This window comes from Kitasatospora sp. NPDC042419, assembly GCF_056437345.1.
This window is the reverse complement of record NZ_JBWKAW010000049.1, coordinates 1-24,693: the sequence shown is the minus strand read 5'-3', so window position 1 is coordinate 24,693 and position 24,693 is coordinate 1. Positions and strand designations below refer to the sequence as shown.

Annotated in this window: 33 protein-coding genes; 30 read left to right on the top strand and 3 right to left on the bottom strand. The window is 71.1% G+C overall.

Annotated features, from left to right (window positions below; translation table 11 throughout):
* Positions 1-125 precede the first annotated feature (125 nt).
* The 28 genes from AC067J_RS41715 (at position 126) to AC067J_RS41580 (ending at position 21,378) form a co-directional block, all read left to right on the top strand.
* Entirely contained in the window at positions 126-350 is a 225-nt protein-coding gene (locus AC067J_RS41715; RefSeq protein ID WP_478308045.1) for a hypothetical protein, read from the top strand.
* Complete coding sequence (locus AC067J_RS41710) at positions 343-651, top strand: hypothetical protein (protein ID WP_478308044.1); 309 nt, start codon at positions 343-345, stop codon at positions 649-651. Before AC067J_RS41715 ends, AC067J_RS41710 begins: the two co-directional genes overlap by 8 nt.
* Positions 651-1,478, top strand: coding sequence for a protein transporter Sec31 (locus AC067J_RS41705; protein WP_478308043.1), 828 nt, complete (start codon positions 651-653; stop codon positions 1,476-1,478). Before AC067J_RS41710 ends, AC067J_RS41705 begins: the two co-directional genes overlap by 1 nt.
* Entirely contained in the window at positions 1,475-2,047 is a 573-nt protein-coding gene (locus tag AC067J_RS41700) for a hypothetical protein (protein ID WP_478308041.1), read from the top strand. The genes AC067J_RS41705 and AC067J_RS41700 overlap by 4 nt, the downstream gene beginning before the upstream one ends.
* Complete coding sequence (locus AC067J_RS41695; protein WP_478308040.1) at positions 2,044-2,556, top strand: hypothetical protein; 513 nt, start codon at positions 2,044-2,046, stop codon at positions 2,554-2,556. The genes AC067J_RS41700 and AC067J_RS41695 overlap by 4 nt, the downstream gene beginning before the upstream one ends.
* Positions 2,553-3,134, top strand: a complete 582-nt coding sequence (locus AC067J_RS41690; RefSeq protein WP_478308039.1) for a hypothetical protein — start codon at positions 2,553-2,555, stop codon at positions 3,132-3,134. Before AC067J_RS41695 ends, AC067J_RS41690 begins: the two co-directional genes overlap by 4 nt.
* 73 nt (positions 3,135-3,207) lie before the next feature.
* Positions 3,208-3,399, top strand: a complete 192-nt coding sequence (locus AC067J_RS41685) for a hypothetical protein (RefSeq protein ID WP_478308038.1) — start codon at positions 3,208-3,210, stop codon at positions 3,397-3,399.
* A 191-nt stretch (positions 3,400-3,590) separates the two neighbouring features.
* Positions 3,591-3,770: a hypothetical protein gene (locus AC067J_RS41680; protein ID WP_478308037.1), complete on the top strand. Its 180-nt coding sequence runs from the start codon at positions 3,591-3,593 to the stop codon at positions 3,768-3,770.
* A 101-nt stretch (positions 3,771-3,871) separates the two neighbouring features.
* Positions 3,872-4,162: an HNH endonuclease gene (locus tag AC067J_RS41675; RefSeq protein ID WP_478308035.1), complete on the top strand. Its 291-nt coding sequence runs from the start codon at positions 3,872-3,874 to the stop codon at positions 4,160-4,162.
* A 10-nt stretch (positions 4,163-4,172) separates the two neighbouring features.
* Positions 4,173-4,514, top strand: coding sequence for a hypothetical protein (locus tag AC067J_RS41670; protein WP_125751364.1), 342 nt, complete (start codon positions 4,173-4,175; stop codon positions 4,512-4,514).
* A gap of 138 nt (positions 4,515-4,652) precedes the next feature.
* Positions 4,653-5,249 carry a helix-turn-helix domain-containing protein gene (locus tag AC067J_RS41665; protein ID WP_478308033.1) on the top strand — a complete coding sequence of 199 codons (597 nt, stop codon included), beginning with the start codon at positions 4,653-4,655 and terminating at the stop codon, positions 5,247-5,249.
* Positions 5,209-6,795, top strand: coding sequence for a terminase large subunit domain-containing protein (locus tag AC067J_RS41660; RefSeq protein ID WP_478308032.1), 1,587 nt, complete (start codon positions 5,209-5,211; stop codon positions 6,793-6,795). Before AC067J_RS41665 ends, AC067J_RS41660 begins: the two co-directional genes overlap by 41 nt.
* A gap of 14 nt (positions 6,796-6,809) precedes the next feature.
* On the top strand, positions 6,810-7,982 hold the full coding sequence (locus AC067J_RS41655) for a phage portal protein (protein ID WP_478308031.1): 1,173 nt from the start codon (positions 6,810-6,812) through the stop codon (positions 7,980-7,982).
* A 2-nt stretch (positions 7,983-7,984) separates the two neighbouring features.
* A complete protein-coding gene (locus tag AC067J_RS41650; protein ID WP_478308030.1) occupies positions 7,985-8,665 on the top strand; it encodes an HK97 family phage prohead protease in 681 nt (226 codons plus the stop codon).
* 87 nt (positions 8,666-8,752) lie between these two features.
* Positions 8,753-9,994, top strand: a complete 1,242-nt coding sequence (locus AC067J_RS41645; protein WP_478308029.1) for a phage major capsid protein — start codon at positions 8,753-8,755, stop codon at positions 9,992-9,994.
* 63 nt (positions 9,995-10,057) lie between these two features.
* A complete protein-coding gene (locus AC067J_RS41640) occupies positions 10,058-10,342 on the top strand; it encodes a hypothetical protein (protein ID WP_478308028.1) in 285 nt (94 codons plus the stop codon).
* Positions 10,343-10,344: 2 nt separating this feature from the next.
* On the top strand, positions 10,345-10,941 hold the full coding sequence (locus AC067J_RS41635) for a phage gp6-like head-tail connector protein (protein ID WP_478308027.1): 597 nt from the start codon (positions 10,345-10,347) through the stop codon (positions 10,939-10,941).
* Between the two features lie 10 nt (positions 10,942-10,951).
* On the top strand, positions 10,952-11,404 hold the full coding sequence (locus AC067J_RS41630) for a hypothetical protein (protein ID WP_478308026.1): 453 nt from the start codon (positions 10,952-10,954) through the stop codon (positions 11,402-11,404).
* Positions 11,401-12,132: a hypothetical protein gene (locus AC067J_RS41625; protein ID WP_125751337.1), complete on the top strand. Its 732-nt coding sequence runs from the start codon at positions 11,401-11,403 to the stop codon at positions 12,130-12,132. The genes AC067J_RS41630 and AC067J_RS41625 overlap by 4 nt, the downstream gene beginning before the upstream one ends.
* A gap of 6 nt (positions 12,133-12,138) precedes the next feature.
* On the top strand, positions 12,139-12,549 hold the full coding sequence (locus AC067J_RS41620; protein ID WP_125751334.1) for a phage tail protein: 411 nt from the start codon (positions 12,139-12,141) through the stop codon (positions 12,547-12,549).
* A gap of 1 nt (position 12,550) precedes the next feature.
* A complete protein-coding gene (locus AC067J_RS41615) occupies positions 12,551-13,063 on the top strand; it encodes a hypothetical protein (protein ID WP_478308025.1) in 513 nt (170 codons plus the stop codon).
* An 11-nt stretch (positions 13,064-13,074) separates the two neighbouring features.
* Positions 13,075-13,485 carry a hypothetical protein gene (locus tag AC067J_RS41610; RefSeq protein WP_125751328.1) on the top strand — a complete coding sequence of 137 codons (411 nt, stop codon included), beginning with the start codon at positions 13,075-13,077 and terminating at the stop codon, positions 13,483-13,485.
* Positions 13,486-13,640: 155 nt separating this feature from the next.
* Complete coding sequence (locus AC067J_RS41605) at positions 13,641-16,781, top strand: phage tail tape measure protein (RefSeq protein ID WP_478308024.1); 3,141 nt, start codon at positions 13,641-13,643, stop codon at positions 16,779-16,781.
* Positions 16,782-16,796: 15 nt separating this feature from the next.
* Positions 16,797-19,553, top strand: coding sequence for a glycoside hydrolase family protein (locus AC067J_RS41600; protein ID WP_478308023.1), 2,757 nt, complete (start codon positions 16,797-16,799; stop codon positions 19,551-19,553).
* An 11-nt stretch (positions 19,554-19,564) separates the two neighbouring features.
* On the top strand, positions 19,565-20,005 hold the full coding sequence (locus AC067J_RS41595) for a hypothetical protein (RefSeq protein ID WP_478308022.1): 441 nt from the start codon (positions 19,565-19,567) through the stop codon (positions 20,003-20,005).
* Between the two features lie 64 nt (positions 20,006-20,069).
* On the top strand, positions 20,070-20,831 hold the full coding sequence (locus tag AC067J_RS41590; RefSeq protein ID WP_478308021.1) for a peptidoglycan recognition protein family protein: 762 nt from the start codon (positions 20,070-20,072) through the stop codon (positions 20,829-20,831).
* A gap of 2 nt (positions 20,832-20,833) precedes the next feature.
* On the top strand, positions 20,834-21,061 hold the full coding sequence (locus AC067J_RS41585; RefSeq protein WP_478308020.1) for a hypothetical protein: 228 nt from the start codon (positions 20,834-20,836) through the stop codon (positions 21,059-21,061).
* Positions 21,058-21,378, top strand: a complete 321-nt coding sequence (locus AC067J_RS41580; RefSeq protein WP_478308019.1) for a hypothetical protein — start codon at positions 21,058-21,060, stop codon at positions 21,376-21,378. The genes AC067J_RS41585 and AC067J_RS41580 overlap by 4 nt, the downstream gene beginning before the upstream one ends.
* A 55-nt stretch (positions 21,379-21,433) precedes the next feature.
* Here AC067J_RS41580 and AC067J_RS41575 read toward each other — a convergent pair whose 3' ends face one another.
* Together AC067J_RS41575 and AC067J_RS41570 are read right to left on the bottom strand one after the other, a co-directional pair.
* Entirely contained in the window at positions 21,434-21,673 is a 240-nt protein-coding gene (locus AC067J_RS41575; RefSeq protein ID WP_478308017.1) for a hypothetical protein, read from the bottom strand.
* The gene (locus tag AC067J_RS41570) at positions 21,654-22,220 is read right to left on the bottom strand and encodes a flavoprotein (protein ID WP_478308016.1); all 567 of its coding nucleotides are present in this window, start codon (positions 22,218-22,220) and stop codon (positions 21,654-21,656) included. The genes AC067J_RS41575 and AC067J_RS41570 overlap by 20 nt, the downstream gene beginning before the upstream one ends.
* 118 nt (positions 22,221-22,338) lie before the next feature.
* On the opposite strand from AC067J_RS41570, the gene AC067J_RS41565 reads away from it, so the two are divergent.
* Both AC067J_RS41565 and AC067J_RS41560 read left to right on the top strand, forming a co-directional pair.
* Positions 22,339-23,523 carry a helix-turn-helix domain-containing protein gene (locus tag AC067J_RS41565; RefSeq protein ID WP_478308015.1) on the top strand — a complete coding sequence of 395 codons (1,185 nt, stop codon included), beginning with the start codon at positions 22,339-22,341 and terminating at the stop codon, positions 23,521-23,523.
* 61 nt (positions 23,524-23,584) lie between these two features.
* The gene (locus AC067J_RS41560; protein WP_478308014.1) at positions 23,585-23,809 is read left to right on the top strand and encodes a hypothetical protein; all 225 of its coding nucleotides are present in this window, start codon (positions 23,585-23,587) and stop codon (positions 23,807-23,809) included.
* A 434-nt stretch (positions 23,810-24,243) separates the two neighbouring features.
* Here AC067J_RS41560 and AC067J_RS41555 read toward each other — a convergent pair whose 3' ends face one another.
* Positions 24,244-24,483 carry a helix-turn-helix transcriptional regulator gene (locus AC067J_RS41555; RefSeq protein WP_478308013.1) on the bottom strand — a complete coding sequence of 80 codons (240 nt, stop codon included), beginning with the start codon at positions 24,481-24,483 and terminating at the stop codon, positions 24,244-24,246.
* Positions 24,484-24,693 lie beyond the last annotated feature (210 nt).

Sequence of the window (24,693 nt, the reverse complement as noted above, 5' to 3'; positions counted from 1 at the left end):
TCCCAAACTGTAGGGGGTCCCCCTACAGTGATGGAAGTAGCACCGCTCCACCAGTGCACAACGGCCCCGACGGGTGTCCAGACCCGCCAGGGCCAGCCCACCCCTGACATCACCAGGAGAAGGCCATGCCCGAGCGTACCCAGCTCACCCACTCCACCGGCACCCATCTGGCCGCCACGTACCGCGCTGCCGCACAGGCCGGCCACGAGGAGCGCTGCAACCGCTGCCGCACCCTCACCGAGGCCGCCGACGCCCGCCGCGCCTCGATGGGCCGCCTCACCCACCTCGAGCACAAGCAGCTCGGCCTGATCCTCGACATGCACACCGAGGCGGTGACCAGCCGTGGCTGACCGAACCCAGCTCTCCCAGCAGGACGAAGCCCTCCGCCAGACCCGTACCGACGCGCCCATCCGTGACGGCCTCCACTGGATCGCCGCACGCCTCACCGCCCGCCGGCCCCAGGTCCTCATGACCGACGCCGCGCGCATGGCGATCGCCCTGTCCGCCGCGTACGTCACCCACCCCCGCGACGAGGACGCCGCCGAGGACCTGGAGCGCGCCCTCCTCGGCCGCATGCCGAACATCGACCGCCCCATCACCCGCGGCGAGTACGCACTGCTGCTCCACAAGACCTCCTGGAGCGCCTCCTGATGCGCACCCGCACCATCACCGAGACCCGCAAGGTCCCCCACACCATCGACGGCCACACCGTCCTCGTCGACGAGCCCTACACCGTCCAGGTCCCCATCCCGCCCCGCGACTGGGACCGCACCGTCCGGACCGCCGTCCTCACCGGATCCGGACTCATCGGACTCGCCTCCGTCACCTGGTCCACCGTCAGCATCGGCGCCCTCCTCGCCGTCGACGTCCCCCCGGCCGCGGCCTACGCCGCCGCCGGCGTCTTCGACCTCATGTGGATCGGCTGCATGGCCCTGGAGTGGCTCGCCCGCTACGACCCCGCCCGAGCCGCCGCACCCCGCAAGGCCGGATGGGTCGCGCTCGTCATCGCCATGCTCGCCATCGCCGCCCACGGGCGCGCCGAGGACTCCCTCACCGTCGGCATCATCGGCGCCGCCGTGTCGGGCCTCGCAAAGTGGATGTGGACACTCGTCCTGCGCAGCTTCGCCCACCGACTCAACCCGCGTACACAGCAGTGGGTCGACGCACAGCGCGCCGAAGCCGAAGGCCAGCTCGCCCTGATCCCCGTCCGCCGCGACCTGGCCCGCGCTCGCGGCCTCGTCGCCGCCGAGGAGACCGCCCTCCGGACCTCTCCGGAGGACGAGGAGGAGACCCCGGAGGATGTTCCGGAGCTCCCCAGCTCCGGGCCCGTGACCATGGCGGAGGCTGTCCGGACAGCCCTCTCCTGCAACATCACCGACCCGGACGCCGTCCTCCGCTACGTCCGCAAGGTCGTCGACGCCAACGCCAAGGAGGAGAGCGTTCTCCGGACGCTCCGGATGGCCCGGAGGACCGCGTGACCGACCTCCCGATCGTCCCGACCCGGATCATCCCCGCGGGCGCGCCGCTCCCCGAGCGGCCGCCCGGCCCCGACGACATCCCCCCGTGGCGCACCGCCCCCGCAGCGCCGCCCACGCCCCCGGCCCCGCCCGTCCCGCCGACGGCGATGCCCTGGCACGAGGCCCCGCCGCCCGGGCCCATCGAGCCGATCGAGATCCACGTCCGGCTCCTCCCCGTCGAGGAGCCCCCGGAGCCGACCCGCGGGGAACGGCTGTGGGCGTGGGTCACGAGCATCGCCTCCCCCTGGAAGCTCGTGGCCGCGCTGCTCGCCTCGCTCGTCCCGATCCCCGGCGTCGGCTACAGCCTCGCCGGCGTCTGGGCCTACACCGTCGGCGAGGCCCGCACCGAGGTCGGCGCCCCCTGGGCCTACGCCCTCACCACCGTGCCCCTGCTGCTCGCCGCCCGCGCGCTGCACCGCACCCGCGCGCTCCGCTTCCTCATCGCCGCCGTCATCGCCTTTACCGGCCTCATCTTCGGCGCCCTCGACCCCTTCGACATCGTCACCATCACCACCGGAGTCACCCGATGAACCAGGCCGCCCTCACCCTCGCCGGGCTCGCGCTCACGATCGTCATCCTCTGGGCCAACCTCCGCCCCTGGTGGACCGGCAGCCGCGACCCGAAGATGCTCGCCCCGTTCGGCAAAGGCGCCGCCCTCGGCATCCTCAGCGCCATGTGCGCCGGCGGCCTCCTCGGCTGGCTCGCCGGATGCGCCCCGGCAGTCGGCAGCGCGGCCGGCGCGAAAGCCGTCGGCGCCGTGACCGGTGCGCAGTCCGGCACCGCCCTCGCCCGCGGGTCTCTGTCCGGCAGCCTGAGCGAGGAGGGCGCCATCGTCGTCTTCTTCCTCGCTGTCGGCGTCGTCTTCGCCTGGAGGAAGGCGGGGAAGGACGACCGCAAGCGGATGGCCGGCGGCGCATTCTGCGGCGCGACACTGTGCGCGACCGCTGGCGTCGCGGGGGCGCTCTCCTTCCTCCCCGGCCTCGTCAACCAGGCCGGGGACGCGGGCCGGGCCGCGTTCGAGAGCGCGGGCGTCCTGTGATCGGCCGCCTCGCCGCCGGGAGCGTCATCGTCGCCCGGCAGCGCTCCGAGGCGCTCGCTGCTTGGGTCGCCGCCGGCCGCCGGGACGACCTCACCGGATGGACCGCCGCCCTCGGGCCGGTCGTCCGCCTGGTGGGCCTCGCCGTCGTGGCGTACGGCGCGCTCGCCCTGGCGCGGGCGATGCCCTGGATCATGTGGCTGCTCACCGCGTTGTGGCTGCGGGCCGCATGGCGCGCGGCCACCCCCGCCGAGGACGCCGAGGAGAAGCTCGCCGACGACGAGGAGCAGCCCCCGGCGGCCGACCCGGCGGAGGCCGCCGTGGAGCTCCTCCGGGATGTCCTCGGCGAGCGTCCCGCAGTGCACCTCTCCGAGGTCCTCGCCCACCTTCAGGAGCACGGCCAGGGGAAGGGCTGGAAGGTGGCCGACCTGAGGGTCCGTCTGGAGGCCCTCGGCATCCCCGTCGACCCCCGCGTGAAGGTGGGCCGAGTGCCCACCCGCGGGGTCCGCGCGGCCGACCTCGACCACCACTTCCCCACCGAGGAGACGGCCCCGTCTCCCGCCCAGGTAGACGCGGCCTGACCTGCACGTCTACCGCGCCGTCTACCACCGTCTCCCGGCCCTCTCCCGGGCCGTCTACCCCTAGGAGATCCACGTGTCCGACTACGACGACATGACCAACGCTGACGTCCTCGGTGCCGACGAGCTGTACGAGATGGAACGCGCCGACGAGTACCGCCTCGACGCCGAGGACGAGGCGCGCTGGGCCGCCGAGGAAGCGGCCGCCGCTGAGCAGCTGACCGACCAGGAGCCGTGGGACGGCCTCGCCGACGGCGAAGAGCGCTGAGGAGCATCCCATGACGTACTGCGAGACGTGCGGCTGGTGGACACGACCCAGCTGCGGCCACTGAACTGTCAGACCCCGCCGCTACCGTGGCAGCCAGTCCCCATTCGCTGCGGCTGGCTGCCCGCGACTCGGACCCCTACGCCCCGCCCTGCCGGAACAGCGTCCGGTACGGCGGGGCGCATCATGTCCCCATGGACACACCGCTCGTCGTCGACACCCACGCCGCGGCGGCCGCCACCGGCACCCGCCCCGGAACCATCCGCATCTGGCTCCACCGAGGCCACCTCACCCGCCACGGACACGACCGCGCCGGCCGCGCCCTCGTCGACCTCCACGAACTACAACAACGCCTCGCCGCCAAGGCCGCTTGATCCGCACCCCAAAGGGGTGTAACACTGACCCCACGTCCGGCGTGCCTGGACATCGACAGGCCCGCCACCGAGCGGGCCTTCGTCATGTCGGGGGTGATCCCGTGGCGAAGCGCAACGACCTCACTGGGTACGGCTACCGCAAGGCCCGTGCTGCCTTCCTCGCCGCCAACGACGTCTGCCACCTCTGCGGCCACGCCCAGGCCGACGTCATCGACCACCGCATCCCCGTCAGCAAGGGCGGCGACCCACGCGACCAGGACAACTGGGCCCCCGCCCACGGCGTCAACCGCTGCCCCACCTGCGGCCGGAACTGCAACGGCGAGAAGAGCGACAAGCCCCTCGCCCAAGCCGCCCAGCTCAACACCTCCCGCGACTGGTACGCAGGACCCTGAAGGAGCGCCCATGCCCGAACCCCGCTCGGCACAGATCACCCTCGACGGCTCCGGCCACGGCACCATCAAGATCAACGACGTGGACATCAGCCGCGCCGTCCGCGGACTGACCCTTCGTGCCGAGGTCGACGAACTCCCGGTGATCGAGCTGGAGCTGCTCGTCTTCGACGTCAGCACTCACGTCGAGGCCGCACGGTTCTACGTCCCGAAGGAGACCGAGGCCGTGCTCATCGCCATGGGCTGGGACCCGCCCGTCGGGCACCCCGACTCCCAGCGCACCACCCCCACCGGCGGCGACTTCGTCGACGAGCACACCAACCCGGGCATGATCGCAACGACACCCGGCCCCTGACCCGCTGCTCCCGCCCGGCGCGCCCCGGAGTTTTTCGGGACGGGCCGCTTCCCAGCCCCGCGCCCAGCTTTTATTTTTCTCCCCCCGGCCCTGACCAGCCCATATGCGGTTGCTGACCCCAGACGTCGGGAGGTCCCCATGGCTGCTCGCCCCCTGGAGATCGGCTCGGCCGGAATGCACGTGGGCCAGGCCGTGACTCGGCTACGAGAGGCCCGCGGCTGGGATCAGGAGGCGCTCGGCGAGCGTCTGGCCGCCGAGGGCCGGCCGATGTCCCAGTCGGTCCTGTCCCGCGTCGAGGCCGCGACCCGCCGGGTCGATGCCGACGACCTGGTCGCCATCGCGGCCGCATTCGGCGTCCCTGTCGCCCTCCTCCTCCCACCGGACGCCGCCGAGCAGGCACCAGCCGGGACAGGCAGCGTGCGGGGAGACACCCCCAGCCTCGTCGTCGACGAGCTCGGCGCCGTGAGCGCCGCCCTGGCCGAGGACATCGAGGTGCTCGGCGACCTCACCGGCATGGAACCGACCCTCGCCGCGACCGCTGTACGGCTCGCCGAGCTGGTCGACGGCGGCCGACCCGTTCCGTGCGAAGAGTGCGGGGCGTTGGTCCGCGGCGTGACCGACGCCCGGACTCTCCCTCAGCTGACGCGCGAGCTGCGGGCGACCGTGGCCGCGCTGCTGGAGGGGCGGACCGTGGATGACGACGATGACGACCTCGGCGACCTCGGAGCAGTCTGAGACCTGGGCGCCGCCGCCGGAGTTTGCCGCCGACCTCCTCGACCGGTACGGGCTGACGTGCCCGCCCCGCTGGGGTACCCCGCGCAACCCCGACTTCCCCAGCCTGGGCCCGAAGCTGTGGAAGGTGATGGCCGCGCTCGGCGCCCCGCCGATGCCGTGGCAGAAGTACGTCACCGACGTCGCCCTGGAGATCGACCCGGCCAGCGGCCTGTTCGTCCACCGCGAGGTGGGCCTATCGGTCTCCCGCCAGCAAGGAAAGACCGAGCTCACCCTCGGCGCGCAGGTCCACCGCGCGCTCGCGTTCCCCCGGCAGAACATCATCTACGCCGCCCAGACCCGGGGCATGGCCCGGCAACGCTGGGAGGACGAGTTCTGGGAGAAGATCTCCGGCTCACCGCTCGCGAAGCGGGCCCGGATCCGGAAGAGCAACGGCAACGAGGCGATCTTGTGGGGTGCGACCCGCTCCCGCATGGGCATCACCGCGAACACCGAGAAGGCGGGGCACGGGCCGCCGCTCGACCTCGGGTTCATCGACGAGGCGTTCGCCCACGAGGACGACCGCCTGGAGCAGGCGTTCTCCCCTGCGATGCTGACGCGCGCGATGGCTCAGCTGTGGTGGGCGTCCGCGGGCGGTACGGAGAAGTCGGCCTGGCTGAACAAGAAGCGGGCCAAGGGCCGCGAGGTGATCGAGGCCCTGTTCGCCGCGCTCGCCGAGGACGAGGCCGCGGTTCGGCCACGGGCGGCGTACTTCGAGTGGTTCGCCCCCGAGACCATGCCCCGGGACGACCCGACGACCTGGTACGCCACGCTGCCCGCGCTTGGGTTCACGGTCACCGAGGACACGATCCGGGCCGAGCTGGAGAAGCTGGACCCGGCGGAGTTCGACCGCGCGTATCTGAACCGGACGAGGACGGCGACACCGCCGTCTGACCCGAACATCCCGAAGGCTGAATGGCTGGGCCTCGGCGATACCTCGTCGCGGCCGGCCGCTGAGGAACTGGCGCTCGCCGTCGATGTCTCGCAGGACCGCAAGCACGCCAGCATCGGTGTGGCGATCAAGCGGCCCGACGGGCGCGTGCACCTGGAGCTCATCGACCGCCGCGCCGGTACCGCCTGGGTGGTCCCGGCCGTGGCCCAGCTGGCGAAGCTGTGGCGACCGCTGGTCGTCGCGATCTCCGGCGCGGGCACCCCGGCCGGGTCGCTCGTCGACGACCTCGTCGCCGCGGGGATCACGGTCCCGGAGAAGAAGGACCAGCCGCACCGCGGGCACCTCGTCGTCCTGCGCGGCGGCGACATGACCGAGGCGTGCGGACAACTCGCCGACGCGCTCCGGCAGGACACCGTCCGGCACATCGAGCAAGCCCCGCTCACCGCAGCGATCAACGGCGGCCGGACCCGCCGCGTTGGTGACGCCTGGGTCATCGACCGCACCGCGTCCCTCGTCGACGTCGCCCCGCTCGTCGCGGTGACCGCGGCCCGCTGGGCGCTGCTCGCCAAGGGGCCGGCCGTCCTGGACGACTACGACGTACTCAGCAGCATCGGATGAGAGGAGGTGGCGGTATGCCGCGCTGGACCCGGGCGCTCGCCGCGCCGTTCCGGCGGCTCGGCGAGATCACGAAGCGGGCGATCACCTCGCTCCCCTGGGGCGCCGGAGGCCCGTCGCCGACGGCCATGTCGGCCGAACGGGCCCTCAGCCTGATCCCTGTGTTCGCGTGCGTGCGGATCATCTCCCAGTCCGTGGCCACCCTGCCGCTGCAACTGTTCCGCCGGGACGGCTCCACCCGCGAGCCGCTGAACTTCGTGCCCCAGCTCTTCTGGGCCCCGGACACTCAGGGCGACCTAGTGACGTGGCTGACGAAGTGCCTCACGAGCATGCTGCTCCGCGGCAACGCCTACGGCTTGATCACCCAGCGGGACGCCCTCGGGTTCCCCACGATGATCGAGTGGCTCAACCCCGACGACGTCTGGGTCGACGAGACCAACCCCATCCGGCCCGTCTACTACTGGCGCGGCCGGCACGTCGAGACAGGCGACATCGTCCACATTCCGTGGATCGTCCTGCCCGGACACGTCGTCGGCCTGTCCCCGGTCGCCGCGTTCGCCCAGACCATCGGGTTCGGCCTGACCATCACCGAGTACGGGCGCAGCTGGTTCGCCAACGGCGGCACCCCGCCCGCCGTGTTGAAGAACTCCCAGCGCACCATCACCCCCGCCGACTCCGAGGAGATCTCCGACCGCCTGTCCGCGCGGATCCGGGCCCGAAAGCCGCTCGTCATCGGCTCCGACTGGGACTTCACCGCCCTGTCCGTGAGCCCGGAGGAGTCGCAGTTCATCGAGTCGCTCCGACTCAACGCCACGCAGATCGCCGCGATCTACGGCGTCCCGCCCACCAAGGTCGGTGGCGACTCCGGCAGCTCGATGACCTACGCCAACGTCGAGGCCGAGGCCAACGACCTGGCAGCGATGACCCTGCGGCCGTGGATGGTCCGCCTGGAGAACGTGTTCTCCCGCCTCATGCCCGGCCGCGAGTACGTCCGGTTCAACGTCGACGCGATGATCCGCACCTCGCTCCTCGACCGCTACAACGCGCACGGCATGTCCATCCGCGACGGCTGGAAGAACCGCGACGACGTCCGCGCCGTGGAGAACATGGCGCCCATCGAGGGGTTCGCCGGCCAGATCTACGGCCCGCTCCCCGCCCTTCCCGCAGGGACCCCGACCCAGGAGGTATGACCATGGGCGACGCTGAGCGCCGCTTCACCCGCGGCCTCGTCGAGGTCCGCGCCAACAGCGGCCAGACCCGGCAGATCGGCGGCTACGCCGCGAAGTTCAACCGGCTGTCCCAGAACCTCGGCGGATTCGTCGAGCGCCTCGACTCCGGGTTCTTCGCCAAGTCGGAGGGCGACGGCTGGCCCGAGGTGATGGCCCGCTACAACCACGACGACAACCGGCTGCTCGGCACCACCGAGGCGGAGACGCTGCGGCTCCTCGTCGACGGCACCGGCCTCGACTACAGCGTCGACGTCCCCGCCTCCCGCGAGGACGTCTACGAGCTCGTCCAGCGTGGCGACGTCCGCCGCTCCAGTTTCGCGTTCCGCACGTTCGCCGACGACTGGTCCCAGACCGAGGACGGCTTCCCCCTGCGCACCCTGCTGTCCGGCTCGCTCGTCGACGTCGCCCCCGTCAACACCCCCGCGTACATGGACACCTCGACCGGGCTCCGGTCGCTCGCCGACAGGGCCGGCGCCGACCTCGCCGAGGTCCGAGCCGCCGCCGAGTCGGGCGAGCTCGGCCGGTTCCTGGGGGCCAAGCCCCCGATCACCATCGACCTCGCGCCGAGCGGGCAGGGCGACACCCACCCGCTCATCGCGATCCGGCGGCGGCGCGCCGAGCTGGACCAGCGCCGCACCCCCTGAGGCAGGGCGACACCCACCTCGACACCCATCACCTGACGCCCCGGCCACCGGCCGCACGGGCGCTGTCGTCATGCCCAAGGAGGGCACATGCCCAGCTTCATTCAGCAGATTCAGGACCGGCGCACCAGCGCCTGGGAGCAGGCCAAGGCCCTGCTCGACACCGCCGAGGCCGACAAGCGCGACCTGACGGCCGAGGAGGAGCAGACCTACCAGCGCATCAACACCGAGATCAGCCAGATCGACGAGCGGGTCAAGACCCTGCTCGAGGCCGAGCAGCGCACCAAGGACGCCGACGAGGCGTTCCGAAAGCTCCTGGAGAAGGAGCCGGCCCCCGAGGGCCGGGGCAGTGAAGCCGACCAGGAGCTCACGCGGGTCCGCGACTGGCTCACCGGCGCGTCCGGCAGCCGCTCCCTGGACATCACCCCCGACAAGTCCCTGCCGCTGGACCAGCGCACGCTGTCCAAGCTGACCGCGGCCGCTGGCGCGAACACCGTCCCGATCAGCTTCTACAACCGGCTCGTTCAGCACATGATCGAGACGTCCGGTGTCCTGGCGGCCGGGCCGACGGTCCTGCGCACGTCGACGGGCGAGCAGATGCAGATCCCGAAGACCACCGCGCACTCCGCGTCCGCGGGGATCGTCGCCGAGGCCGGGACCCTGTCCGCGAACGAGCCGACGTTTGGGCAGGTCTCCCTGGACGCCTACAAGTATGGGTTCCTGCTCCAGGTCTCCCACGAGCTGGCGAACGACACCGCCGTCGACCTGCTCGGCTACCTCGCCATGCAGGCCGGCCGCGCGCTCGGCAACGGCTTCGGCGCCCACCTGGTCACCGGTGACGGCTCGTCCAAGCCCAACGGGGTCCTGACCGCGTCGACGCTCGGCAAGACCGGCGCCGCATCGGTCGCGGGCGCCCCGAACGGTGACGACCTGATCGACATGTTCTACAGCGTGATCGCCCCGTACCGGCAGTCCGGTTCCTGCGGCTGGCTCATGCGGGATGCCACGGTGGCCGCGATCCGCAAGCTGAAGGACTCCACCGGCCAGTACCTGTGGCAGCCCGGACTCCAGGCCGGCTCCCCGGACACGATCCTCGCCAAGCCGGTCCGGACCGACCCGAACGTCCCGGCCGTCGCGCTGGGCGCCAAGTCGATCATCTTCGGCGACTTCTCCACCTACTTCGTCCGCCAGGTTGAGTCGCTCCGCTTCGAGCGGTCGGACGACTTCGCGTTCAACACCGACCTGATCACCTACCGCGCGATCCTGCGCGGCGACGGCGACCAGGTCGACACCACCGGCGCCATCAAGCACTTCATCGGCAACGCCGCCTGATCCCCTCCGGGGCGGGCCCGCCCGGGCCCGCCCCGGCCCCATCCACCCGAGAGGAGCACCACCGTGCGCGTACGCATGAAGATCAAGATCTCCGGCACCCGGGACGGCCAGGACTGGCCGGACAAGGGCGGCGAGATCACCGTGCCCGACGACGAGGCCGAGCAGCTGCTCCGCTACGGCGCGGCCGAGGCCGTCACCGAGCCGGACGCCACCGACACCGACACCGACAAGGGCGAGGACGAGCAGGACCCGGAGGAGCCCGAGGCCACACCGGAGGAGGGGAACGTCGAGACCGCGGACCTGCCGGACACGGCCGAGACGCGGCCCCGCTCGCGCCGCAGGGCGTAGCAGTGGCCGCCCCCCTGTACGCCGCCCTGGCCGACCTGCGCGAGATGCTCAACCTCGCCGACGCGGACATCAGCCGGGACAACCTGCTCACCACCGCGCTCACGGCGGCGTGCCGGGGGATCGACCGCGCGACTGGCCGCCGGTTCTACCTCGACGCCGACGCCACCGCCCGTGTCTACCGCCCTGCCGGGCGGACCGTATGCGGCGACGACGGCGAGCGCCTGGTCGTCGACGACATCGGCAGTACGACCGGCCTCGTCGTCGAGACCGGCACGACCGGCGCTTGGTCGACCGTCTCCGACTACGAGACCGCCCCCGACAACGCGCTCGCTCGTGACCGCCCGGTCACGGCCCTGCTCACCACGTCGACGTGGGGCACCGGTGCCGGCCGCGTACGGGTCACCGCCCGCTGGGGATGGCCCGCTGTCCCGGAGGAGATCGAGCAGGCCGCGCTCATCCAGGCCGCCCGCCTCTACCGCCGCAAGGACTCACCAGAGGGCGTGACCGGCTCGGCGGAGTGGGGCGTCATGCGGCTGTCGCGCCGTGACCCCGACGTGTGGGCCCTGATCGAGCACTTCATCGTCCCCGGCTTCGGATAGGAGACCGCCGATGCGCATGTCCGCTGTCCGCGCCGCGATCGCGGATGCCGCCCGCCAGGTCGTCATGCCCGCGGGCACCGCCAAGCTCACGTGCTCCGGGTACGTCCCCGATGCCGTCACGCACCCGCACTTCTTCGTCGGGGAGTACTCCGTCGAGTTCGACAAGGCCATGGGCCGCGCGCTCGACGAGGCGGAGTTCACGTGCCGGGTCCTCGTCGGCCGGGCGGACGACCGCGCGGGCCAGGAGATCCTCGACGCCCTCCTCGACGGCTCCGGCCCCGCCTCCCTCAAGGCCGCGATCGAGGCCGCCCGCGGCGCCCCCGGCGAGTACGCCCTCGGCGGCCTGGCCGACGACCTCCGCGTGACCCGCATCCAGGGATACCGCTGGTACGAGCACCAGGGCACGCAGTACGTCGGCGCCGAACTCATCATCCGCGTCATCGGAAAGGGGGCCCCGTCGTGAGCCTCGTCCTGACCAACGTCCGCACGTTCGCCGTCGGCGCCGACCTCACCGGCGCAAGCAGCAAGGTCGAGTTGTCCGGTGAGGTCGAGGAGAAGGACGTCACGAACTACGGCTCCGGCGGCTACAAGGAGGTCATCGGCGGCATCGGCTCCGCCGAGATCGCGGGAGAGGGCCAGTGGGAGGCCGGCGACCCGGGCCTCGTCGACAACGCGTCCTGGACGCAGCTCGGCGGCGTCGGCCCGTGGACGATCTGCCCCGACACGGCGCAGGTCGGCTCGCTCGCCTACCTCACCCGCGCGCTCCGCTCCGACTACAAGCTCCTCGGCGCAGTCGGCGACGTCGCCCCCTGGTCGGGCACCGCCAAGAGTTCCTGGCCGCTCGTACGGGGGCAGATCGCGCACCCGCCCGGCACCGCCCGCAGCGCGACCGGCACCGGCACCGCGCTGAACCTCGGCACCATCGCCGCCGGGAAGCGGCTGTACGCCGCCCTGCACGTTCTCTCCGTCGCCGGGACGACACCGTCGCTCACGGTCTCGATCGAGTCCGATGACGCCGTCGGCATGGCCACCCCGACCACCCGCCTCACGTTCGATCCGGCGACGGTGGCCGGCGGGCAGACGCTGCGCACCGATGCGGCGGCCATCACCGATACGCACTACCGGGTCGCCTGGGCGATCTCCGGCACGACCCCCTCTTTCATGTTCGCTGTCTCTCTGGGAATCAGGTGATCACCCATGCCCAAGATGGTCCTCACAGCCGAGTACATCAGCCTCAACGGCGTCGACCTCTCCGAGTACACCCGCAAGGCCGAGCTCGCCGTCGAGGTCGAGGAGAAGGACGTCACCACCTACGCCTCCGCCGGGTGGAAGGAAGTCATCGGCGGCCTCAAGTCCGGTGAGCTTGGAACCGAGTTCCTCCAGGATTTCGCCGCTACCCGGATCGACTCGATCATGTGGCCGCTGCTCGGCGCCGTCGTTCCGTTCGAGGTCCGCCCGACCAACGCGGTCGTCGGCGTCTCGAACCCCAAGTACACCGGCAGCGTGCTGATCAAGGAGTGGAAGCCGATCGAGGGCGGCGTCGGCGACGAGGCCACCTCCTCCGCGTCGTTCCCGACGTCCGGCCCGGTGCTCCGCGCGACCGCCTGACATGGCCGACAACGGCCTGCCGTTCGAGCTCGGCGTCGACGCCCACGAAGCGATCCAGGCCCTCACGCGGGCGATCCGCGCCGAGGCGGACGGCAAGGAGCTCCGCAAGGACCTCGCCAAGAACATGCGCGCCGCGCTCGCGCCCACGGCCGCCGAGGCCAAGTCCAAGATCATGTCCATGGCGTCGGCCGGCCCCGGCACCGCCCCGGGGCTCCGGTCCTCGATCGCCCGGAAGATCCGGCCCGAGGTCAAGCTCGGCGGCCGCTGGAGCGGCGCCAGAGTCAAAGCGTTCAAGACCAAGAACATCCGCCACTTTCCCAACGCCCCCAAGCGCACCAACCGCGCCCGGGGCTGGCGCCACCTCGTCTACGGCCGCGCCGACTCCTGGGTCACCCAGCACGGCAAGACCGACTGGTTCGACCACGCCATGGAAGGCATCGGCCCCAACGCCAAAGAGGCAGTCGAGAAGGCCATGGAGGACATGGCCCGCCGCCTCGCCGCCCGCATCCGATAGGAGCCACACCCGTGTTTCTCGCCTACCAGCCCGAGGGCCAGAGCGAACCCACCCGCTGGCGGTACAACCCCCGCCGCCTCATGACCGTCGAGCGGGAGACGATCGAGCGCCTCACCGGCAAGAACTTCACCGAGTTCACCACCGACGTCCTCCAGGGCAACTCGCTCGCCCGCCGGGCCCTGCTCTACACCTTCCTGCGCCGCGACCACCCCAAGACCAAGTTCGAGGACGTCGAGTTCTTCTGGGACGAGCTGAAGCTGGAGTACTCGAAGCAGGAGTGGGAGGAGATGCGGGCCCGCGCCGCCGAGAACCTCGTCGGCGCCGAGCGGGAGCAGGCCATCACCCAGTTCGACGCGGAGATCGAGACCGCCTTCGACGACACCAGCGACGAGGGAAAAGCGGGGCTGCCGATCGCCGACTGAGGCAGGTCGGCAACGCCGCCCACCTCCTGCACATCCGCCCATGGGAGTGGGACCTCATGACGGTCGAGCAGGCCGACGCCGCCCTCGACTGGCTCGACGCGTACAAGGCCTCGATGGACGAGGCCGAGGAGAAGATGCGAAGGGGGTGAGGGACCGTGTCCGACACCTCCCTCGTGTTCAACCTCGTGGCCCGAGACAGAGCCAGTGGGGAAGTCTCGGCGATGGGCGAGCGGTTCAACACGGCCGCGGCCGGAATCGGCGCCGGGTTCGCAGCTGCCCTCGGCGCGAGCCTCGTCTCGGCGATGGACGTCGAGGCCGCCGGCGACAAGCTCGCCGCGCAGCTCGGCGTCGGCCAGGCCGAGGCGGCCGAGCTCTCCGAGGTCTCCGCCCGCGTCTACCAGGACGCGTGGGGCGACTCCACGGCCACCGTGAACGAAGCGATCCGCGGCGTCTACAAGAACATCGGCGACACCTCGACGGCCGAGGGCGGCCTGGAGGGTGTCACCAAGAAGGCCCTCGCCCTGGCGCAGACCTTCGACCAGGACCTGAACATGGCCACTGCGGCGGCTGGGCAGCTCGTCCGAACGGGGCTGGCCAAGGACGTCGACGAGGCCATGGACATCATGACCGTCGGCCTCCAGGGCGCCGCCGACAAGTCCGGCGACCTGTTGGAGACGTTCAACGAGTACAGCACTCAGTTTCGGCGGATCGGCCTCGACGGGAAGACCGCCACCGGCCTGCTGGCCCAGGCGCTCGCGGCCGGCGCCCGGGACGCCGACCAAGTCGCCGACGGCATCGGCCAGTTCGGCGAGATCGCCCTCAAGGGCGGCAAGGCCGTCGATGACGCCTTCAAGTCCATCGGCCTCAACAGCAAGGAGATGGCCCGGCTCCTCGGCGCCGGCGGCACGTCCGCGACCAAGGCGTTGCAGATGACGATGGACGCGCTGCGCGGCACGTCGTCCGAGCAGGTCAAGCTCAACGTCGCGGCGGCCCTCTTCGGCGACCCCGGCAACGTGATGGGGGCCAGCCTCTTCGCCCTCGATCCGGCGACCGCCGCTGCCGCGGCCGGGATGGACAAGGCGAGCGGCGCAGCGAACCGCATGGCGGACACCGTGAGCAACAACGGCACCGCCGCCCTGGAGAGGTTCAAGCGCGGCGCCCTGGCCGAGCTCGGCCAAGTCGGCGGAGCCGTCGCCCAGTTCGCGATGACTCATCAGTCCGTGATGGTCCCCCTCGCGTACGCGTTCACCGGCCTGGCCGTCGCCGTCCTCGCGGTCAAGGCCGCCATGGCCGTCTACGCCGCAGGGGCCACCGTCGTCACGGCCGCCCAGACCCTGATCTCCGCCTCGTGCTGGACCGTCATGGGCAACTGGATCCGGATGAACGCCATCGGGCTCGGCATGTACGCGCGGATTGCCGGGGCCGCCGTCGTCTCCGCCGCGACGACGTCCTCCGCGTGGCTCGGGTCCGCGCTCGCTGCGATGGGCACATGGCTCGCCGCCGTCGTGCGGACCGCGGTGACCTCGGCCGCGCAGTTCGTGGTGATGGCCGCCCGGGCGGTCGCCTGGGCCGCCGTCATGGCCGCGCAGTGGCTCATTGCCATGGGTCCCGTCGGCTGGGTCATCGCCGTCATCGTCGGCCTCGTCGCGCTGGTCATCCTGAACTGGGACAAGATCAAGTCCTTCACGCAAAAGGCCTGGGACTGGATCTGGCAGAAGATCGCGGGCGCCATCAAGAACGTCATGGCGGCCGTCGGATGGCTGGGCCGACTGCCCAAGATGGTGTCCGACTTCTTCGGCAAGATCAAAGAGTGGGCCATCCGCAAGATGGCCGAGCTCATCATCTGGCTCCGCGGCCTGCCCGAGAAGATCGGCAGCGCGATCGGGAACCTCGGCAATCTCCTCATCGACAAGGGCAAGGACGTCGTGCGCGGCCTGCTCTCCGGTATCCAGTCGATGGGCGGATGGATCAGGGGCAAGCTGATGGGCTGGGCCCGGGACATGATCCCCGGTCCAATCGCGAAGGCGCTGGGGATCGCGAGCCCGTCGAAGGTGACTGCGAAGCAGGGTGAGTGGATCGCGCGCGGCCTGGTCGTCGGCATGACGGGCGGCCTGAGTCAGATCCGGTCCACGGCGGCCAAGATGGCCGGCATCGTCATCGATGCGACCGAGGTGACCCTGGCTCCCCGGAAGAAGCGCCTTCCGCGGAAGGACCACAAGGAGGTCAAGGGCACCAAGGCGCAGAGGAAGCGCATCCGCGAGCAGAACGCCGAGATCGACCGCCAGAACCGGGACATCGACCAGCAGAACAAGCGGATCGACCAGCAGAACAAGAAGATCGACGAGCAGAACAAGCTCCTCCTGCGCAGGTCGAAGGACGTCCGCGACAAGGCCATGGGGATTCTCAACAGGGGCACCGACAAGCTCCGAACCCTGGCCAGCCGCGAGGAGCTCGTGGCCACGCGGCTCAAGACGGCGACCGCCCGGTTGAACGACCTGATCAAGGCCCGTACGGCCCTCGCGGCGGACGTCCGCAAGGGCATCCTCGACGCCGCGGACATCACCCAGGGCGCGGACGCGGGCGGCGCCACGGCCACCAGCATCTGGGCCAACCTCAACCAGCAGCTGGCCAAGGCCAAAGCCTTCGCGTCCCAGCTCGCCGTCCTGCGCAAGAAGGGCGTGCGGGCGGACCTGATCGCGCAGATCGCGCAGGCCGGAGCCGAGCAGGGCGGGGCCGCGGCCGCCGCCCTCGCCTCCGCGTCCAAGGGCCAGATCGCGCAGATCAACTCGACGCAGTCCCAGCTCGTCGCCGCTGCAACGACGGCCGGTAACACGGCCGGTGACGCGATGTACGGGGCGGGAATCCAGGCCGCCCAGGGTCTCGTCAAGGGGCTCCAGAGGGAGCAGAAGATGATCGAGAAGCAGATGCTGACGATCGCCAAGGGCATGCAGACCGCGATCAAGAAGGCGCTCGGGATCCGGTCGCCGTCGCGGGTGATGGCGATGCTCGGCCAGTGGATCCCCGCCGGCCTCATCCGGGGCATCGACGACGGCCGCCCCGCGGTCGCCCGCTCGATGGCCACCCTCGCCCAGGTCCCGCCTGCCTCGGCAGGCCTGCTCACCGGCCAGCAGATGGCCCCGGCCGCCCCGCTGCTCCGCCAGGGCGCGGGAGGCGCGGGAGGCGTCGTCGTCGTACGGCTGGACGCCACCGGCGGCGACTCCGCGACCCGCACGTTCCTTCAGAAGCTCGTCCGCGTCGAGGGCCGCGGCAACGTGCAGCTGGCCTTCGGGCAGTAGATAAGGAGTCCTGCCGTGGCGTTCCCCCAGACACCGCTCGACGTCCGTACCGAGCTCCAGATCGGCGGTGTCTGGACGGACATCACCAGCGACGTCTACACCCGCTCGCCGATCGGGATCGAGTGCGGACGCTCCGAGGAGAGCACCCGCACCAACCCGGCCCGCGCCTCACTGGAGGTCAACAACCGGCTGGGGAAGTACAGCCCGCGCAACCCGATGAGCCCGTACTACGGGCTCATCGGGCGCAACACCCCCGTACAGGTGGCCACTCTGGCCGGCGCCACGTACCTGCGCGTCACAGGGCAGTCGGGCACCGGCGCGTCCACCCCGGACACAGCCGCGCTCGACATCACCGGCGACATCGACATCCGCTTCGACGCCACCCTCGACAGCTGGGTCACCCCGCCCGGGGCCCAAGCCACGGATCTCACGGGCAAGTTCAGCACGGTCAGCAACCAGCGCTCCTGGATGTTCCAGCAGCGGAACAACCGGCCCTACCTGGAGTGGTCGGCCGACGGGACCACCGTCATCGGCGCACAGAGCACCGTGGTGCCCGCCGTCCCCCCGTCCGGGCGCATGGCCTGGCGCGTCACCCTCGACGTCAACAACGGCGCCGGCGGCTGGACCGCCACGTTCTACACCGCCGAGACGATCGCGGGCCCCTGGACCCAGCTCGGCGACCCGGTCACCGGCACCGGCGTCACGTCCATCTTCAACTCGACCACGATCCTCAAGGTCGGCGACGCCACCAACCTCGCCTTCGTCAAGCCGCGCGGCCAGGTGCACGCGCTCGAACTCCGCAACGGCATCGGCGGCACCGTCGTCGCGAACCCCGACTTCACCGCCCAGACACCCGGAGCCCCGTCGGTCACCGACTCCACCGGCAAGGTGTGGACGATGGCCCTCAACGGATCCATCTCCAACCGCCACACCCTGTTCACCGGCGTGATCTCCTCCTGGCCCACCCGCTGGGACGTCTCCGGAAAGGACGTGTGGGTACCAGTCGAGGCATCCGGCACCCTGCGCCGCCTCGGCCAGGGCACGAAGGCCCTCGACAGCACGCTCCGGCGCCGCCTGCCCTCCCGCTCCCCGCTGGCCTACTGGCCATGCGAGGACGCCGACGGCGCCACCCAGGCCTACTCACCCCTCGTGGGAATCGCCCCGCTCGCCGTCAGCGGCTTCGACTTCGCCCAGGACGACAGCCTCGGCGGGTCATCCGCGCTGCCCACCGTCGCCCCCGGCGGCACCATGCGCGGCCGCGTCCCCGCGCCCGCCGTCCCCACCAACGCCTGGGCACTGTGCATGCCCTTCCGCATCGACGGCGCTGCGCCCGGTGCCGAGCAGGAGCTGCTGTCGTGGACCACCACCGGCACGCTCCGCAGGTGGCGTATCACCATGGGCGCCAGCGGCACCCACCTCTTCGGGTATGACGCCACCGGCGCCCTCGTCCTCGACTCGCCGATCGCCGCGATCCCCGAGGCCTTCCTGGGGTGGACCCGGCTCGAATTCGCTGCCGAACAGTCCGGCGGGAACATCGCCTACAAGATCGGCTGGACCCCCGTCGGCAGCGGTGGGACCATCTCCATCCCCGGCAGCGTCACCGGCACCGTCGGCACGGTCTCCCAGATCGACACCGTCTTCGGCGCCGGCCTCCCGGACATCCGGGTCGGCCACATCACCGCCTGGTCCACCGACGTCATCGCCGGCGCCTACGACTCCGCAGACCACGGCTTCACCGGCGAGACCGCCACCACCCGCATGTCCCGTCTCGCCACCGAAGAGAGCCGGACCATGGCCCTCTCCGTCTACACAGACCCCTCCATCCCCTCCGCGCTCCTCGGCGCCCAACGCCCCGACGACCTCCTCACGCTCCTCCAGGACTGCGCGGACGCCGACGGCGGCATCCTCTACGAGTCCAAGACCAACGACAGCCTCGCCTACCGCGACCTGCGCTCTCTCTACAACCAGACGCCCAGGCTCGTCCTGTCCTACGCCGCCGACGGCGAGATCGGGCCCCCGCTGGAGCCGATCGAGGACGACCAGCGGACACGCAACGACATCACCGTCTCCCGCACCGCCGGCTCCTCAGCGCGCGCCGTACAGGAAACGGGCCCGATGTCGACGGCCGCGCCGCCGAACGGTGTCGGCGTCTACGACGACAGCGTCACCCTGAACCTGGCCAACGACTCCCAGCCCGAGCAGATCGCGAACTGGCGCCTGCACCTGGGGACCTGGGACGAGGCCCGCTACCCCACCGTCCGGCTCATGCTCCACGCCGCCCCCCACCTGATCCCCGCGGCCCTCGACCTCACCGTCGGCGACCGCATCCGGATCACCGACCTCCCGCCGTGGCTCCCGCCCGGGCCCGTCGACCTGATCGTGCAGGGCTGGGGCCAGGTCCTCGACCTGTACACGTGGGACATGGAGCTCAACTGCACCCCCGCCGGGCCCTGGACCATCGGCGTCCTCGACGACAAGCTCCTCGGCCGTCTCGGCACCGACGGCTCCACCCTCGGATCCGGCGTCTCGGCAAGCGCGACCAGCATGACGTTCGTGTCCTCACCCGGACCCCGCTGGATCGACTCCGCCGGCTTCCCGACCGAGTTCCCGTTCGACGTACTGATCGGCGGCGAGCAGGTACGCGTCACCGGCATCACCGGCACGACCCTCACGCAGACCGCCACGGTCGTCCGATCCGTCAACGGGATCACCAAGTCCCACAGCGCAGGGGCACCCATCCGCCTCGCCCAGCCCCTGATTCTCGCTCTCTGAGGAGGTAGCCCATGGCGCTCTACACGCCGTTCCTGGCGGGCGAGGAACTCACCGCCGCCAAACTGAACTCCAGGCTCATCGAAGAGATCATGGAGTGGACCCCGTTCACCTCCATCGGGTCCTTCTCGGCAGGGTTCTCTGCCGCGACCCTCACCCCCATGATGCGCAAGATCCGATTCCTCGGGGCCGAGCGCTGGGAGTACAAGGGCCGCATCAGCGTCGTCGCCGGAACCATCGTCGCCAACGTCAACACCACGGCGTACACCTTCAACGTCGGGTACCGGCCCGCGTTCGAGCACGGTGAGCAGTTCGCGGGCGGCACTACCGGGTTCTACGGCGTCCGCACCACCATCCAGACCTCTGGCGCTCTCCAGGTCGGTGTGCCCACCGCAGCAGGCAACAACTGCAACGGGATCCTGCTCGACGGGGTCCACATCGACGCCCCGATCTGAACCCTGCCCCACCCCTGTTCGCCCCGAGCCATCCGGCCGGGGCTCTTCTGTTTCTGGAGGGCCTATGGCCTGGTACCCCGGGGCGACCCGGTACGAGCTGCAGCCGGAGTCGGACGACCAACCGGCGATCCGCCCGACGCAGTTCATCATGCACAGCATCATCGCGCCGTGGACGGCAAAGCGGACGTACGAGTACTGGCGCGACTCGACGAACCTCGAGTCCCACTTCGGGCTCGGCTACGAGGGCGACCTCGGCCAGTTCATCGGGACGGAGACCCGCGCGGACGCCAACTACCAGGCGAACCGCAGGCCGGACGGGACCGGCGCCGTGTCCATCGAGACCGCGTCGAACCTGCAGGGCAGCGACCCGTGGACGCCGCAGCAGGTCGAGGAGCTCATCAAGCTCGGCGTGTGGCTGCACCAACGCCACGGCATCCCCCTGCGGATCTGCCGCACCCACGACGACCCGGGCTTCGGCTACCACCGACTCCACGCCGAGTGGGCCGTCTCCGGCACGTCGTGCCCCGGCGACGCCCGCGTAGCCCAGTTCAAGACGGTCGTGTTCCCAGGCATCGTCGCCCGCGCGACCGTCACCCCTGAACCCCCTGAGGAGGAGGACCCCGTCATGGCCCTGTCCAAGGAGGACGTCGACCGCATCGCGCTGCGCGTCCTGGAGTACCGCAACCCGAAGGCGGACGAGGCCAGCAAGAAGGCTGGCCGCCGGATCCCGGACGTCTACGGCTACATCGTCCAGACCTTCGCCACCGTCACGACGCTCGCCGCGGACGTGAAGAAGATCCTCGCCCTGCTCCAGAAGGAGAAGTGACCATGTCCGACGCCTCGAAGCGCACCGCGCGTACCGTCCTCCAGTCCGCCGTCGGCATCGCCGTCGTCCTCCCCGCCGTCGTCTCCGCGTCGGGAGTCCCCGAGTCCCTGCCGTGGGTCGCGGGCGGCCTGGCCGTCGCGGGCGGCTTCGCGCGGGTCATGGCCCTCTCCGCCGTCCAGGCGCTGCTGCCGCGCTGGCTCCGCACCGACGAGCCGGCGGCGCGAGGATGACGCCGATCGAGTCGGGGCAGGTGGCCCTCGAATTGGAGCGCCTGCGCGGGACGCTGGAGACCGGCTTCGCGCGGGTCGAGGGCTCGGTCGCGCTGCTGGTCCAGCGGTCCGATCAGACCGACCGCGCGCTCGACGAGCAGCGCGACAACGCGAAGCGGGTTGAGGAGCGGGTCGACGCCCTGGAGGCGAAGGCCGAGGCCTCCTCTACGCATGGGCCGCGGCTGGCTTCCGTGGAGAAGCTCGCGTGGACGGCCGTTGGGATCGGGCTCCTCGCGGTGCCCGCCGGCGGCTGGCTCGTCAACGTCCTGGTGAAGTAGCAAGAGCCACGCCCCCTCTGCCTTCGGGCGGAGGGGGCGGCTTCGTCATGTCCGGCTACTTCTTGGCGGCGGCCTCGCGGCGTTTCCGCTCTCGCTCCTCGTACGCCTCCGGGTTACGGATGCGGAACTTGAGCTCTGCCTCCACGTCGAAACGGGACTGCGCGGTCGTCGCGGCGTGTGCCGTGACTGCGGCCTGCACGGCGGCCGCCGTGTCCACGGTCAGCTCCTTGGCCTGGATCTCTTCCCAGGCCGTTGTTTCCAGCTGGATCAGGTCATCACTCAGTTCGATTGCCACGAGCCGGATCGTACGACCCGGCACTGACAGCATCGAGCGCCACGCGCCACGGGTACGCCGCCGGGTTTCCCTGACCAGGCTGATTGGGCACGAACCCGCCCTCGCCGTACAGCACCATGATCCCGGCGCTCCGGAGCGTCTCGACGGACCGTTCGAACTGCGGGTGCTGGACGTAGGCCGCGTTCACACACGGCATCGCCACCGTCGGGATCCCCTTGCCGATGCCCTCCGCGACCACGCCGACGATGAACTTGTCCGTGAGCCCGAGCGCCCAGGCGTTGATCGTGTTGAACGTGGCCGGCGCGACGAGGATCGCGTCCGCCTTCGGCCATACGTCCGGCTCGCCGGGGAGCTTGTAGTCCCATCGGACAGGGTGCCCGGTGAGCACGGCAAGGCCGTCGAGGGAGTCGGCGAGCCAGCGGGCCGCAGTGGGGGTGAGGCCGAGGCAGACGTCCCAGCCGTCGGCCTGTGCGTCCTCGATGACGTGGGCGATGTCGAAGACGGGTGGGGCCGCCGAGCTGAACAGGTACAGGGTCCGAGTGCTCATGCACCCATCCGACCATATGCAACCGCCCCCGCTCCGGGTGGAGTCGGGGGCGGAAGAGGCACACCCGCACCGGTGCGCGGGTACCGTTCCAGATGACGAGTCAGGAACGGAGACCAGTATGCCCTCCCCCGACGACGACCACACTGGAACGCGCATCAAGGAGCAGCGGCGGCTCGCTCGGCTGAGCCAGCGCGAGCTAGCCGCTCGGATCCCGTACTCCTACAGCTGGCTCACGCAGGTCGAGTGCGGCGCCCGCCCGGCGTCCGCCGACTTCACCGCCGCCGTTGCGCGCGCCCTCCGGGTCGACGTCACAGTCCTGACGGGACAGCCCTACGTGACCCAGCTCCATCAAGACCGGCTCGCCGACCTCGTCCGCCCGATCCGCGAGTCCCTCGACCTCTACGACCTTGGCCCGGACCCCGCCGTCACCACCCGCACCGCCGGTGAGCTCATCGCCGCCGCCTCTGTGCTGTGCGGACAGGTCCGCGCCACCCACCTCCACGCCGCCGCCTCCGCGCTCCCCGACGTCATCACGGAGCTGAGCACGCTCGCGTCGCGGACCCCCGCAACGGCCCTGTGGCAGGCCCTCGCCTCGACGTACCGCACCGCGCACGACATCTCCGTGAAGCTCGGCTACTACGACCTGTCCGCCGTCGCCCTCGACCGCATGGACTGGGCCGCCCAGCGCGCCTCAGACCCGTGCCTCGCCGCCGTCCGCCAGTACATGCGCGCGCTCGTCTACTTCCGCGAGGGCGAGTACTCCATCGGCCGCCGGCTCATCGGCTCCGGCCACGGCATCCTCCGCCAGGCCGAGGAATCCCGCGAGTCGCTCGCGGTGGCCGGGCAGCTGCACCTCGGCGCGTCAGTCCTCGCCGCCCGCGCGGACGACAAGGCCGCCGTCGACACCCACGTCGCCGAGGCGACCAGCTACGCGGACCGCGTGGGGGACGCGTCGGATGTCCACTGGCTGTCGTTCGGCCCGACGAACGTCGCCATGCACCGCATGTCCGCTGCGGTGGAGATGCGGCGCTACGACGAGGCGCTGAAGCAGGCGAAGGCGATCAAGCCCCCGGCGGCCATGGCCACCTCTCGACGGGCTCACTTCCTCATCGACCGGGCCCGCTCGGAGATGGAGCTCGGGAAGACCGAGGCCGCGCTGAAGTCCCTCCTCGCGGCCCGCCGCGCGGCGCCCGAGCAGACCCGCTACCACCCCGGGGCCCGCGAGACGATCCGCGGACTGGTCCACCTGAGCCGCCGCACACCGGAATCCCTCGGGAGCATGGCCGCCTGGATCGGCATGTAGGCCGCCGGAAACTCTCTCTCATCTGAAAGAGTTCCGGGCCTTCCCGCTCGCCACGATGGTGATGTTCCTAATCACCGACGAGCCGGAGGCTGCGATGCCGAACACGCCCAGCAGACCGCGGCCCTGCACGTACTGCCCCCAGCCCGGCGCCGACGCGTGCGTCCGCACCCTGCGCACCGAGGCCGGCGGCGCCCACATCTACGCCCACCAGAAGTGCGCGGCCGCGCGCGGCGTCTCCCCGCTGTACCTGTTCATCGACGCGCCGACGTCTGGGGTGCGGCGATGAAGAAGGACGCCAAGGAGCAGATCCGGGGCGTGTGCCAGCTCGGCGAGCACAGGTGGTGCGACGCCGGCCCGGTGGTCACCTCGTGCGGTCGGGTCGCTCTCGTCATCCGCTGCGACTGCCCCTGTCACAGAAAGGACCGGCGACGATGAAGCGCTGCGAGTACTGCGGGAACCTCATCACCGGCCAAGCGCGCGCCCTTGACGACGATGCTGCGTCCGGCGCGCACACCCCCGCCTACTGGCATGCCAGCCCGGGCGACTGCGGGCCGCGCCTGCCGCGCGTGACCACGATGGACGACCAGCGGAGCAGCCCGCTCCAGCGCCATCTCGCGGAGACCCGAAGTCCCCGCCCCTGAGCTCCTGCTCGTCCGTGGTCATGGCGGACCACGGGCGGGCAGGTTCAACGGCCCCGGCCGGACCGCCCTCCGGTCGGGGCTACCGCACCAGTTCCTCCACGGGTACGCCGAGCGCGTCGGCGATGAGGAGGAGCTCGGTGAAGCGGGGGTCGCGTTCCCCGCGCTCGTACCGCTGGACGCTGCGCCGCTCCATGCCGATCCGGTCAGCCAGCTGGTCCTGCGACAGGCCGGCCGCTGTACGAAGTTCGCGGAGACGGTGGCCCAGGGCGGTACGGCGGCGAAGGACTGATTCGGGCAGAGGTGTTCTTCGAGCTGGCACGTCGCCCACGCTGGGCGGCTAACGATCATGCGTCAGTACCCAAACGGTCGCATCGTGGATAGAGTCCGACCGGTTCCGGAATACGGAATTCCAGGCTGGCCCTCCCAGTCCTGCCCCCCAGGCGGCAGGGAGCGGCCAGGCAGCGCCCCCGCTACGGCGGGGGCGCTGTCGCGTTCCCGCATGTCGCGGTCACGAGCAGGGCTACTCACG

What these genes read in the sequence shown, in the direction of transcription:
- AC067J_RS41715 (WP_478308045.1), top strand. Translation starts at nt 126, where the DNA reads ATGCCCGAGCGTACCCAGCTCACCCACTCCACCGGCACCCATCTGGCC.
- AC067J_RS41705 (WP_478308043.1), top strand. Translation starts at nt 651, where the DNA reads ATGCGCACCCGCACCATCACCGAGACCCGCAAGGTCCCCCACACCATC.
- AC067J_RS41695 (WP_478308040.1), top strand. Translation starts at nt 2,044, where the DNA reads ATGAACCAGGCCGCCCTCACCCTCGCCGGGCTCGCGCTCACGATCGTC.
- AC067J_RS41680 (WP_478308037.1), top strand. Translation starts at nt 3,591, where the DNA reads ATGGACACACCGCTCGTCGTCGACACCCACGCCGCGGCGGCCGCCACC.
- AC067J_RS41670 (WP_125751364.1), top strand. Translation starts at nt 4,173, where the DNA reads ATGCCCGAACCCCGCTCGGCACAGATCACCCTCGACGGCTCCGGCCAC.
- AC067J_RS41665 (WP_478308033.1), top strand. Translation starts at nt 4,653, where the DNA reads ATGGCTGCTCGCCCCCTGGAGATCGGCTCGGCCGGAATGCACGTGGGC.
- AC067J_RS41660 (WP_478308032.1), top strand. Translation starts at nt 5,209, where the DNA reads ATGACGACGATGACGACCTCGGCGACCTCGGAGCAGTCTGAGACCTGG.
- AC067J_RS41655 (WP_478308031.1), top strand. Translation starts at nt 6,810, where the DNA reads ATGCCGCGCTGGACCCGGGCGCTCGCCGCGCCGTTCCGGCGGCTCGGC.
- AC067J_RS41650 (WP_478308030.1), top strand. Translation starts at nt 7,985, where the DNA reads ATGGGCGACGCTGAGCGCCGCTTCACCCGCGGCCTCGTCGAGGTCCGC.
- AC067J_RS41645 (WP_478308029.1), top strand. Translation starts at nt 8,753, where the DNA reads ATGCCCAGCTTCATTCAGCAGATTCAGGACCGGCGCACCAGCGCCTGG.
- AC067J_RS41630 (WP_478308026.1), top strand. Translation starts at nt 10,952, where the DNA reads ATGCGCATGTCCGCTGTCCGCGCCGCGATCGCGGATGCCGCCCGCCAG.
- AC067J_RS41620 (WP_125751334.1), top strand. Translation starts at nt 12,139, where the DNA reads ATGCCCAAGATGGTCCTCACAGCCGAGTACATCAGCCTCAACGGCGTC.
- AC067J_RS41615 (WP_478308025.1), top strand. Translation starts at nt 12,551, where the DNA reads ATGGCCGACAACGGCCTGCCGTTCGAGCTCGGCGTCGACGCCCACGAA.
- AC067J_RS41595 (WP_478308022.1), top strand. Translation starts at nt 19,565, where the DNA reads ATGGCGCTCTACACGCCGTTCCTGGCGGGCGAGGAACTCACCGCCGCC.
- AC067J_RS41590 (WP_478308021.1), top strand. Translation starts at nt 20,070, where the DNA reads ATGGCCTGGTACCCCGGGGCGACCCGGTACGAGCTGCAGCCGGAGTCG.
- AC067J_RS41585 (WP_478308020.1), top strand. Translation starts at nt 20,834, where the DNA reads ATGTCCGACGCCTCGAAGCGCACCGCGCGTACCGTCCTCCAGTCCGCC.
- AC067J_RS41580 (WP_478308019.1), top strand. Translation starts at nt 21,058, where the DNA reads ATGACGCCGATCGAGTCGGGGCAGGTGGCCCTCGAATTGGAGCGCCTG.
- AC067J_RS41570 (WP_478308016.1), bottom strand. Translation starts at nt 22,220, where the DNA reads ATGAGCACTCGGACCCTGTACCTGTTCAGCTCGGCGGCCCCACCCGTC.
- AC067J_RS41565 (WP_478308015.1), top strand. Translation starts at nt 22,339, where the DNA reads ATGCCCTCCCCCGACGACGACCACACTGGAACGCGCATCAAGGAGCAG.
- AC067J_RS41560 (WP_478308014.1), top strand. Translation starts at nt 23,585, where the DNA reads ATGTTCCTAATCACCGACGAGCCGGAGGCTGCGATGCCGAACACGCCC.